10 protein-coding genes are annotated in these 11,411 nt (G+C 63.0%); 7 read left to right on the top strand and 3 right to left on the bottom strand.

Going from position 1 to position 11,411, the window contains the following annotated elements:
• Positions 1-72: 72 nt before the first annotated feature.
• From BW975_RS04235 to BW975_RS04220, 5 genes are all read left to right on the top strand, one after another.
• Positions 73-1,284, top strand: coding sequence for a bifunctional alpha/beta hydrolase/OsmC family protein (locus BW975_RS04235; RefSeq protein ID WP_076531225.1), 1,212 nt, complete (start codon positions 73-75; stop codon positions 1,282-1,284).
• A 75-nt stretch (positions 1,285-1,359) separates the two neighbouring features.
• The gene (purB, locus tag BW975_RS04230; RefSeq protein ID WP_076531222.1) at positions 1,360-2,664 is read left to right on the top strand and encodes an adenylosuccinate lyase; all 1,305 of its coding nucleotides are present in this window, start codon (positions 1,360-1,362) and stop codon (positions 2,662-2,664) included.
• Between the two features lie 102 nt (positions 2,665-2,766).
• Complete coding sequence (locus tag BW975_RS18020; protein WP_170846548.1) at positions 2,767-2,922, top strand: hypothetical protein; 156 nt, start codon at positions 2,767-2,769, stop codon at positions 2,920-2,922.
• Positions 2,923-3,082: 160 nt separating this feature from the next.
• Entirely contained in the window at positions 3,083-4,150 is a 1,068-nt protein-coding gene (locus BW975_RS04225; protein ID WP_076531219.1) for a flagellar motor switch protein FliG, read from the top strand.
• Between the two features lie 95 nt (positions 4,151-4,245).
• On the top strand, positions 4,246-5,211 hold the full coding sequence (locus BW975_RS04220) for a lysophospholipid acyltransferase family protein (RefSeq protein ID WP_076531217.1): 966 nt from the start codon (positions 4,246-4,248) through the stop codon (positions 5,209-5,211).
• Here BW975_RS04220 and BW975_RS04215 read toward each other — a convergent pair.
• Positions 5,200-5,901 carry a DUF1223 domain-containing protein gene (locus BW975_RS04215; protein WP_076531215.1) on the bottom strand — a complete coding sequence of 234 codons (702 nt, stop codon included), beginning with the start codon at positions 5,899-5,901 and terminating at the stop codon, positions 5,200-5,202. The genes BW975_RS04220 and BW975_RS04215 overlap by 12 nt on opposite strands.
• A gap of 454 nt (positions 5,902-6,355) precedes the next feature.
• On the opposite strand from BW975_RS04215, the gene acnA reads away from it, so the two are divergent.
• On the top strand, positions 6,356-9,127 hold the full coding sequence (gene acnA / locus BW975_RS04210) for an aconitate hydratase AcnA (RefSeq protein ID WP_076531213.1): 2,772 nt from the start codon (positions 6,356-6,358) through the stop codon (positions 9,125-9,127).
• Positions 9,128-9,366: 239 nt separating this feature from the next.
• Entirely contained in the window at positions 9,367-10,674 is a 1,308-nt protein-coding gene (locus tag BW975_RS04205) for a short-chain fatty acid transporter (protein ID WP_076531211.1), read from the top strand.
• A 45-nt stretch (positions 10,675-10,719) separates the two neighbouring features.
• On the opposite strand, the gene BW975_RS04200 is transcribed toward BW975_RS04205, so the two are convergent.
• Positions 10,720-11,262 carry a DsbE family thiol:disulfide interchange protein gene (locus BW975_RS04200; RefSeq protein WP_076531209.1) on the bottom strand — a complete coding sequence of 181 codons (543 nt, stop codon included), beginning with the start codon at positions 11,260-11,262 and terminating at the stop codon, positions 10,720-10,722.
• Positions 11,255-11,410, bottom strand: a complete 156-nt coding sequence (gene ccmD, locus BW975_RS04195) for a heme exporter protein CcmD (protein ID WP_076531207.1) — start codon at positions 11,408-11,410, stop codon at positions 11,255-11,257. The genes BW975_RS04200 and ccmD overlap by 8 nt, the downstream gene beginning before the upstream one ends.
• Position 11,411 lies beyond the last annotated feature (1 nt).

Genomic DNA, 11,411 nt, shown 5'->3' with positions numbered 1-11,411 from the left:
ACTGCGCAAGGGGTGCAAGCGGCGCTGCGCGTGTCTAATGTCCTAGGCGGGGGATCATGAAGGACTTGCGCAATGCCGACCGAACGCCTGACATTCACCGGCCATGACGGCGCCGAACTGGCCGCGCGGCTGGACTTGCCCGAAGGTCCGCATCTGGCCACTGCGCTTTTTGCGCATTGCTTCACCTGCTCCAAGGATATTCCCGCGGCGCGCCGCATCGCCGCGCGTCTGGCGGGGGCTGGCATCGCGGTGCTGCGGTTTGATTTCACCGGGCTCGGTCATTCGGAGGGCGAGTTCGAGAACACGACGTTTTCGTCCAATGTCCAAGACCTGGAACTGGCCGCAAAGGCATTGGAGGCGCGCGGCTTGGCGCCCAGCCTGCTGATCGGGCACTCGCTGGGCGGGGCGGCCGTGCTGCGCGTCGCCGGACGTATCCCTTCGGCCAAAGCGGTCGTGACAATCGGCGCGCCGTTCGATCCCGGCCATGTGACGCATAATTTCGCCGGTGCGTTGGACCGCATTGCTGCCGATGGCAGCGCCGAGGTGAATCTGGGCGGACGGCCCATCCGCATCGGGCGCGAGTTTGTCGAGGATGTCAGCGCCGCTGCCCTCGCCCCCGATATCGCCAAGATGAAGAAGGCGCTTTTGATCCTGCACGCGCCGAAGGACGACGTGGTGGGCATCGACAACGCGTCCGAGATCTTTCGCGCGGCACGGCACCCAAAGAGTTTTGTCACGCTGTGCGACGCCGATCACCTCGTCACCCGGCTTGAGGATGCGGAATACGCCGCCGAAGTCATCGCGGCCTGGAGCACCAAGTATCTGCAACTGCGCCCGCCTGCCCCGCCCCCCGGCGCGCCTGAAGGTATCGTGCGCGTCAGCGAGGCGGACCCTGACGGCTTCTTGCAGGACATCAACTCCGGCCCACGGCACCACGCCATCGCGGACGAGCCATTGGCCTATGGCGGTACGGATCGGGGCATGTCCCCCTATGGCTTTCTCTCTGCGGGGCTGGGCGCCTGCACCTCTATGACGATCCGCATGTATGCGCGGCGCAAGGAATGGCCGCTGTCGCATGTGCGGGTCGATGTCAGTCATGATAAAGTCCACGCACAGGACGCCAGCGGTGTATCGCCCGCTAAAGTCGACCGTTTTATCCGCACCGTGTTTCTGGAGGGCGAACTCAGCGAAGAGCAGCGCGCGCGCCTCCTGGAGATCGCGGATAAATGTCCCGTGCACCGCACGCTCGAGGCGACGTCCGAGATCGTGACGCGGACGGGCTGACCGCGCCCCACCTTGGCATCACGGCCCGCGCGGGCTAAATTCCGCGCAACCGCACTCACAGCCGAGGCCACGCCCATGATTCCCCGTTATTCCCGCCCCGAAATGGTTGCCATCTGGTCGCCCGAGACGAAATTCCGCATCTGGTACGAGATCGAGGCCCATGCCTGCGACGCGATGGCCGATCTGGGCGTCATCCCGCGCGAGAATGCCGAGGCCGTGTGGAAGGCGAAGGACGTGAACTTCGACGTGGCCCGCATCGACGAGATCGAGGCCGTGACCAAGCATGACGTGATCGCCTTTCTCACCCACCTGGCCGAGCATGTGGGCAGCGACGAGGCGCGCTTCGTGCATCAGGGCATGACCAGCTCGGACGTGCTGGACACCTGCCTCAACGTGCAGCTGGTCCGCGCGAGCGACATCCTGATCGAGGACATGAAGGCGCTTCTGGCCGCGCTCAAGCGGCGCGCGCATGAGCATAAGGATACCGTCCGCGTTGGCCGCAGCCACGGCATCCATGCCGAACCGACGACGATGGGCCTGACCTTCGCGCGCTTCTACGCCGAGATGGACCGCAACCTTGCGCGCCTACGCACCGCCCGCGAAGAGGTCGCCACTGGCGCCATATCCGGCGCCGTCGGCACTTTCGCCAATATCGATCCGCGCGTGGAAGAGCATGTCTGCGAAAAACTGGGCCTTCAGCCCGAGCCGATCAGCACGCAGGTCATTCCCCGCGACCGCCATGCCGCCTTCTTCGCCACCCTGGGCGTGATCGCCAGCAGCATCGAGAATGTCGCGATCGAGATCCGCCACATGCAGCGCACCGAGGTGCTGGAAGGCGCCGAATTCTTCTCGATGGGCCAGAAAGGCTCCTCAGCCATGCCGCACAAGAAGAACCCGGTGCTGACCGAAAACCTCACCGGCCTCGCGCGCATGGTCCGCTCGGCGGTGGTGCCGGCGATGGAGAACGTGGCCCTCTGGCACGAGCGGGACATCTCGCATTCCTCGGTCGAGCGGATGATCGGCCCCGATGCCACGATCACGCTGGATTTTGCGCTGGCGCGGCTCGCAAGTGTTGTCGACAAGATGATCATCTATCCCGACAACATGCTGGCCAACATGAACAAATTCCCCGGCCTCGTGATGAGCCAGCGCGTGCTTCTGGCGCTGACACAGGCGGGCGTCAGCCGCGAGGACGCCTATGCGATGGTGCAGCGTAACGCGCTGAAGGTTTGGGAAGAGCGCACCGACTTCAAAGAGGAATTGCTGGCCGATGACGAGGTCGTCGCGGCGCTTGGCAAGGACGGGATCGAGGAGAAGTTCGACCTTGGCTATCACACCAAGCATGTCGACACGATCTTTGCCCGCGTCTTCAAGGACTGAAACGCCTGACTGGGACCAAGCGACGCACCTGCGAAAATGTGATTAGGCGGCGCGCGCGCTTTCCGCTTAACCTTGCGTCACCCAATCACAGGAGGCACCTTCATGAAGACCCTCGGAATCGCACTGGTCCTGACACTGGCGCCGACATTGTCGCTGGCGATGGGCTGCAACTACGGCAAGGACAAGCAGGCCATGTCTTGCGCCGCCGGCAGCACCTATGACGCCGACTCGAAAAGCTGCCTGCCCGTCAGCAGCTGATCTCGGCCCATCGGCCAGACATGATCGCGCCGCATGACCCGTCTCATGCGGCGCGTCTGCTTTTGGCGGCGCCATTCTGCGGCTGGCCTTAGGCATTTCTTCACCCTTGCCGGTCTAGGGTCATGCAAATCCCCCCGTCCGGGGCCGCATGAGGACCGACATGAGCCAATCGACCCCGCTTGCCCGCATTGCACCGGCCCCGCAGCCCCATGCGGGAACCGCCGCGCGCCTGACACGGCGGCAAAAGGCGGCGATCATCGTGCGATTTCTACTCAATGAGGGGGCGGATGTGCGCCTGTCGGACCTGCCCGATGCGCTGCAAGGCACGCTGACCGCGCAAATGGGCTCGATGCGCTATGTCGATCGCTCGACACTCATCTCGGTCGTGAATGAATTCGCCACCGAGCTTGAAGCGATGGGATTGACCTTTCCGCACGGCATGGCGGGCGCCCTGACCGCGCTCGATGGTCGGATCAGTCCTCAGACAGCCGCGCGCCTGCGCAAGGAGGCAGGCGTGCGCCAGTTCGGTGATCCGTGGGAGCAGGTGCGTGCCGCCAGCGTCGAGGACCTGGTGCCCATCGTTCTGGCCGAAAGCACCGAGGTCGCCGCCGTCATGCTGTCCAAGCTGGACGTCGCGCGTGCCGCCGATCTGCTCAGCCGCCTGCCCGGCGACACGGCCCGGCGCGTCACCTTTGCAGTGTCGCAGACCGATGCAGTGACACCCGGCGCGGTCGACCGCATCGGCCTTGCCTTGGCCGCGCAGCTGAACGACATCCCCGAAACCGCATTTGACGAGGGGGCCGCGGGCCGCATCGGCGCGATCCTCAATTCAACCTCCTCGAGCTTGCGGGACGACGTGCTGACCGGCCTCGACGCCGAGGATCAGGCCTTCGCCGAGCAAGTGCGGCGCGCGATCTTTACCTTTGCCAACATCCCCGCGCGGGTCACCGCCGCGGATGTGCCCAAAGTTGCGCGCGAAGTGGATCAGGCGATTCTGGTCAAGGCCCTCACCGCTGCCTCGGCCGGCGACCTGGCCGAAGTCACGGAATATATCCTTGGCAACATGTCGAAACGCCTTGGAGAGGCGATCCGAGAAGAAATGGAAGAGTTGGGCCGCGTAAAGGTAAAGGAGGGCGAGGAAGCGATGACGGAGGTCGTCAACGGCATCCGCCGCCTTGCCGCAGCGGGAGACATCACGCTGATCCAGCCAGACCCGGAAGACGAATAGCGCGTTGGTTGGCACGCCGCAGCCGCGCGCGCGGCTTGTGATCGCGGGGGGCCCGCTTTATGTGTGCCGCACCCGATCCAGCGGCGAGGCGATCCATGAGCACTGACAACGACACCCCAAAGGATCCGCTGACACAGCGTGCGGGCGAATATGCCGTGAACATAGCGCTACGCTCGCTGATCGCTCTGGCAGGCCTCATGCCCTATCGCTGGCGCATCCCCGCGCTTGGCTGGATGGTCTCGCGCATCGTCGGTCCACTCGCCGGTTACACGGCACGTGTGCGCGAAAACTTGGCCCTCGCCATGCCCGATCTGCCCGAGGACGAGGTGCGCCGCCTGATGCGGCGCGTGCCCGATAATGCAGGGCGCAACATGATGGAGATGTATTCCGCCCGTGAGTTTTCCGAGCGTGCGCGCCACTCGCCGGTCACCGGCCCCGGCCTGCCGGCCATTCAGGCGGCCCGCGCCGAGGGGCGCCCCGTGATCTTCGTCACCGGCCATCTGGGCAGTTTCAATGCCGCGCGCGTCGCCATGGTCGAGCAGGGTTTCGAGATGGGGGTCTTCTATCGCCCCATGAAGAACCGCTATTTCAACGTCCATTACACGAAGGCCATGGGATCCCTCAGCCAGCCGATGTTTGAGCAGGGTCGGCGCGGCATGGTGCAGATGACCAAGCATCTGCGCGGAGGGGGCGTTCTGGCCATCCTCAACGATCTCAACGCGCATGGCGGCGTACCTTTGGATTTCTTCGGCCAGCCCGCGCTGACCTCGCTGGTCACGGCTGAGTTGGCGCTGAAATTCGACGCGCCGCTGGTGCCGGTCTGGGGCATTCGCCGTGAAAACGGCCTCGATTTCGACATCCATGTCGAAGAGCCCATCGCACCGGGCGATCCCGTCGAGATGACGCGCGAGTTCAATGCCCGGCTCGAGCGGATCGTGCGCGCCCACATGGATCAATGGTTCTGGATTCACCGCCGTTGGAAGGATGGCACTGGCGATATGGCCGACCGTGGCGCCGTCCGGATGGCGGAAATGCAGGGCGGCGGCGACTTACCGCAGTAGCGCAGCCGCCTCTACTTTGCCGTGGTCCTGCCGCTGCAGGATGATGGCGACCGGTGCGTCGCCTTCGATCTCCACCGTCATCGACAAGGGCGCGCCGGGACTCCAGCGACCCACCTCATCCAGGCTGGTCACGATATTGGTGTAGGAAAAGGTATTGCCCGCGTTCTCGCCGTGGTCGATCGAGACGGTCTGCTCGGGAATGAAACGCGCCATCTGCACAACGAGGGGGGCGTCGAAACCGGCCTCGGCACTGGCCTTGATCGAAAGGCTTTGCCCATTGCGGGACAATGACAGCATGACCGGCTGCGGCGCTCCAAGATGCTTGTTGATCAGCGCGCTCACGTCCTTGGGCCGGTTGCCCACGGCGTGATCCTGCCCACCGATCACCATCTGCGGGGTGTAAACCATGTCGCGCCCACCGGCGGCGGCATAGCCGTATTGGCGGCGCGTATGCGCGGCCTTACCGAAGACATCGTCGAAAATATAATCCCAATAATCTACGTGAAGCGCTAGCGCGACCACATCATCCCGCTTGGACAGTTCTTTGAAAAACGCATCCGCCTTGGGGCAGGACGAACATCCTTGCGACGTGTAGAGTTCTACCAGAACGGGCCCGTCTGCAGCAGTGGCCGCACCACCTGGCCAACACAGAATCGCGGCGGCGGCGATTTTTGTGATCAAACTACGCATCTTGGCTCCGCAATGTCCGGCTTCATGGCTCCGCACGCTATGCCGGGGCTGCCTGAAACACCAATCAAGGTTTCGTCAGCCGTGCGGTAGTGCGGCAACCGCATCGGGACTGGACCCCGGCTTCGGTGTGCAATAGTATACAAAAATGGCAGCACCTACTTGATCGATTGGGTAGAATGCGCCAAAACCACGCGTAATGGCTATGCCCGGCTCGCCGAAACCGTGCTGCCAAAACCCGGTGTTGCAACGATATGCCCACTCGGCGCGTTTATTGTTAGTCTACAGCCGCCGCGCAACACGGAGGCTATACGTTACGAATTCGTGCGCCGCGCAGTTTCCGGCGCCCCGAACCCAGCCACAGGACCACCCGACCCGGACCCGCTATAACTTTGCGATACCGCCCGGACGATTTGGTCCACGAGATCCGAACCCGACGACCTGAAAGGATAGCCAGATGCCAATCAATGTGGGACACGACTCCGCCAAGACACGCAAAAGCCTGACCTCGGGCGACCAGACGGTCGCCTATTACTCGATCAAGGCCGCCGAAGAGGCCGGCCTTGGCGATTTCAGCAAGCTGCCCGCGGCCCTCAAGGTTGTGCTGGAGAACATGCTGCGTTTCGAGGATGGCAAGACCGTGACGCAGGACGATATCAAGGCGTTCTCGGAATGGGCTGACAAGGGCGGCAAAAACCCCCGCGAGATTGCGTATCGCCCGGCCCGCGTGCTTATGCAGGATTTCACCGGCGTTCCCGCTGTCGTGGACCTTGCCGCGATGCGCGACGGCATCGTCGCGCTCGGCGGCAAGGCGCAGCAGATCAATCCGCTGAACCCTGTCGATCTGGTCATCGACCATTCGGTCATGATCGATGAATTCGGCAATCCGCGCGCCTTCCAGATGAACGTGGACCGCGAATACGAGCGGAACATGGAGCGTTACCAGTTCCTGAAATGGGGTCAGGGCGCCTTCAACAACTTCCGCGTCGTGCCCCCCGGCACCGGCATCTGCCATCAGGTGAACCTTGAATATCTGGCCCAGACCGTCTGGACCGATACGGACCAGAATGGCGACGAAGTGGCCTATCCCGATACATTGGTCGGCACTGACAGCCACACGACCATGGTCAACGGCGCGGCCGTCCTTGGCTGGGGCGTCGGCGGAATCGAGGCCGAGGCCGCGATGCTGGGCCAGCCGATTTCGATGCTGATCCCCGAAGTCGTCGGGTTTGAGCTGACCGGCAAGATGATGGAGGGCACGACCGGCACGGACCTCGTGCTGAAGGTCGTCGAGATGCTGCGCGAGCGCGGCGTGGTCAACAAATTCGTCGAATTCTACGGCAAGGGTCTCGACAATCTGCCACTGGCCGACCGCGCGACCATCGCCAACATGGCGCCTGAATACGGCGCGACGTGCGGCTTCTTCCCCATCGACGACGAAACTCTGCGCTACCTCACCCAGACGGGCCGCGACAAGGATCGCATCGCTTTGGTCGAGGCTTATGCCAAGGAAAACGGCATGTGGCGCGATGCGGATTACGCGCCGATCTACACCGATACACTGCATCTGGATATGGGCGAGATCGTACCCGCGATCTCGGGCCCCAAGCGTCCGCAGGATTACATCGCGCTGGATCGGGCGGCGACCGAGTTCCACAAGTACATCGAAGGTCAGCGCAGCGCCAAGGATGGCAGCCAGAATGCGGAAGGCCGCTGGGAAGCGGAAGGCGGCCAGCCCGAGCCGCAGGAGATTCCAGGCGATGAAGGCAACCACAAGCGCGGGTATGTGACCGGCGACGAAGCCTACCAGATGCATGACGGCTCGATCGTGATCGCGTCGATTACTTCCTGCACCAACACGTCGAACCCCTACGTGATGATCGGCGCGGGCCTTGTTGCGCGCAAGGCTGCCGCGCGCGGCCTAAACCGCAAGCCTTGGGTGAAAACCTCGCTCGCACCCGGCAGCCAAGTTGTCTCGCATTACCTCGAGGCGGCAGGTCTGCAGGAAGATCTGGACAAGATCGGCTTCAACCTTGTCGGCTACGGCTGCACCACATGCATCGGCAACTCGGGGCCGCTGGATCCGAAGATCAGCAAATGCATCAACGACAATGATCTGATCGGTGTGTCGGTCCTCTCGGGCAACCGTAACTTCGAAGGCCGGATTTCGCCGGATGTGCGCGCGAACTACCTCGCCTCGCCGCCTCTCGTGGTGGCATATGCGCTGGTCGGCGACATGAATGTGGACATCACCACGGCCTCGCTGGGCAAGGACCACGATGGCAACGACGTCTACCTCAAGGACATCTGGCCCACACAGGCCGAGATCGCCGAACTGGTAGAAGCAACCGTGACGCGCGAGGCGTTCCAGTCGAAATACGCTGATGTCTTCAAGGGCGACGAGAAGTGGCAGGCGGTCGAAACCTCCGAGGGCGAGACCTATGATTGGCCGCCACAATCGACCTATGTGCAGAATCCGCCCTATTTCCAAGGCATGTCCAAGGATCCGGGCAGCATCTCGAACATCAAGGATGCGCGCGTTCTGGCCCTTTTGGGCGATATGGTCACAACGGACCACATCAGCCCCGCCGGCAGCTTCAAGGAATCGACACCTGCGGGTCAGTATCTGCGCGAGCGTCAGGTGCCGGTGCGCGAATTCAACTCCTATGGCTCGCGCCGCGGCAACCATGAGGTGATGATGCGCGGCACCTTTGCCAATATCCGCATCCGCAACGAGATGCTGGACAATGTCGAGGGTGGCTACACCCTTGGCCCGGATGGCGAACAGATGTCCATCTTCGACGCCGCCATGGCGCATGAAAAGAACGGCACGCCTCTCGTGATCTTCGCGGGCGAGCAGTATGGCGCCGGCTCCAGCCGTGACTGGGCCGCCAAGGGCACGGCTCTTCTGGGCGTCAAGGCCGTGATCGCCGAGGATTTCGAGCGTATTCACCGCTCGAACCTGGTCGGCATGGGCGTCATTCCCTTCGAATTTACGAATGGCGACACGCGCAAGTCGCTGGGCCTGACCGGCACGGAAAGCGTCTCGATCGATGGTCTCGACGATATCAAGCCGCAGGCCGAAGTGCCCTGCAAGATCACGATGGAGGATGGCACCGTCAAAGAGATCACCCTGAAATGCCGGATCGATACCGCCATCGAAATCGAATATGTCGAGAATGGCGGCGTTCTGAATTACGTGCTGCGGGATCTGGCCAAGTCGGCCTGACAACGCCTCAATAAAAAACAGTGAAACGGCCCTCCCCCCGAGGGCCGTTTTTGTTTGTGATCAACGGCTTGAGATTGCGCTGCTTTATCCGCTCAAATTTGGCGGCGTTTGGGGCGCGCTGCCTCGGCGTATCCTGATCGGTATGAGAAATAAAAGCTGGCAAGCGTCTTTGACTTACCCCTGCGTCATGATAACGCGATAGTCACTTTGCTTATAATCAACCTGAAAGGGATATCCTCATGTTGACCGCGATTTCCCGGCCTATGGTGCGTCTCGTCGACCGCTATCTGCCTGATCCATTCGTCTTTGTCGTCGTCCTGACGCTGATTGCCGGACTGGCCGCGATACTTGGCCAGGGCACCGGCCCGCTCGAAGTTGTTTCCATGTGGGGCGACGGGTTCTGGTCGCTTCTGTCCTTCTCGATGCAGATGCTGCTAGTGCTGGTCACCGGCTACATGATGGCCTCCACACCCCTTGTGCGGCGCGGACTTTCGGCGCTTGCCTCGCTTGCAGGCAGTGCGGGCGGCGCGATCCTTCTGGTCAGCATCGTGTCGCTGATGGCCTCCTGGATCAACTGGGGTTTCGGCCTGGTCGTGGGCGCCCTTTTCGCCAAGGAACTGGCCCGCACGATCAAGGTGGATTACCGCCTGCTGGTCGCGTCGGCCTATTCCGGCTTCATCGTCTGGCACGGCGGCCTCGCGGGCTCGGTTCCGCTCTCGATCGCGACCGAGGGCCATCCCTTTGCCGATATCACCGGCATCATCCCCACCTCGGACACCATCTTTGCCACGTTCAACATCGCCATCGTTGTCGCGCTTTTCATCGCGGTGCCGCTGATCAACCGGGCCATGATGCCCAGCGACGCGGACAGCGTCTATGTGGACCCCAAGCTGCTGGATGAAGGAGACGAGACGGTCGAAGCGGCTTCCACCCCGGCCGAGTGGCTGGAGCGGAGCCCCGCCCTGTCGATGCTGATCGGTGCGGCGGGCGCGGCCTGGCTGATCCAGTATTTCGCCACCGGGGGTGGCCTTTCGCTGAACGTGATCAACTTCCTCTTCCTCACGCTGGCCATCCTCTTGCACGGCACGCCGCGCAATCTGCTGAACGCGCTGACCGAAGGCGTCAAGGGCGGCGCCGGCATCGTGATCCAGTTCCCGTTCTACGCGGGCATCATGGCGATCATGGTGCAATCGGGCCTCGCGGCCAGCATCTCGGAAGGTCTGGTCGGCTTTGCCAGCGACGTGACGTTGCCGTTCTGGGCCTTCATCTCGGCGGGCATCGTCAACTTCTTCGTGCCGTCGGGCGGAGGTCAGTGGGCGGTGCAGGCGCCGGTCATCCTGCCCGCCGCCGAGGCGCTGGGAACGGACCTGGCCCGCGTGTCGATGGCCGTGGCCTGGGGTGATGCCTGGACCAACATGGTGCAGCCCTTCTGGGCGCTGCCGATCCTCGGGATCGCCGGGCTGCGCGCCAAGGACATCATGGGCTTTTGCATGATCCACCTGTTCCTGTCGGGGATCATCATCGCCCTTGGCCTGACGTTCTTGTAAGCTGATAAGGATGCGCGGCGCCCTGCCGGGGCGCCGCGACGCCCGCTACTCCGCGGCCAAAGCCTCTTCCAGCGCCGGGCGAAACCGTTGCTCGTAATCGCTCCCGATGAGGGGGCCGGCATAGCGGAAGAGGACCGTGCCATCGCCTGCGACGATGAACGTCTCGGGCGGGGCCGTTACACCCCAATCGATGGCAGTCGCACCCTTGGGGTCGAACCCGGTGGCGAAAAAGGGATCGCCATCATCCGTCAGATATTTCTGCGCCTGCGCCTCGCCATCCTTGAAATTGATGCCGGCAACCCTCAGCCCAGAGGCATCGAGCTCTTTCAGCTTGGGATGTTCGGCGCGGCAGGGCGGGCACCAGCTGGCCCAGAAATTGACGATCGTCACCTCGCCCGTGCGCAGATCCGCATCGGTCAGCAGCGGGCGCCCCTCCAGTCCCTTCTCGGGAACCGGCGGCGCGGGCTGCCCGAGAAAGACCGAGCGTAGGTCATCGGGGTTGTCACGCTGCATGCCGACAAAGAACAATCCCGCGAGACAGGCAAAAAGGACGGGCGGCGCAATCATCAAAGGGGAGATCTTAGCCATTGCCGCGCAACCTCCGCTCCAGAGTATCGAGCTGCTGGCGCACCCGGCGGGCGCGCAGGGCACTCAGCGCACCAAGCACGCCCAGTAAGGCCAGTGTCGCGCCGTAAGAGGTCAGCACGGCAAAGGCATATTTGCCAAGTTCGGGCATC

Source organism: Roseovarius nanhaiticus (assembly GCF_900156535.1).
In the GTDB taxonomy this organism is placed as follows: Bacteria; Pseudomonadota; Alphaproteobacteria; order Rhodobacterales; family Rhodobacteraceae; genus Roseovarius; species Roseovarius nanhaiticus.
Note: the sequence above shows the minus strand (reverse complement) of the source record. Positions and strands in the feature narration are given on the sequence as shown.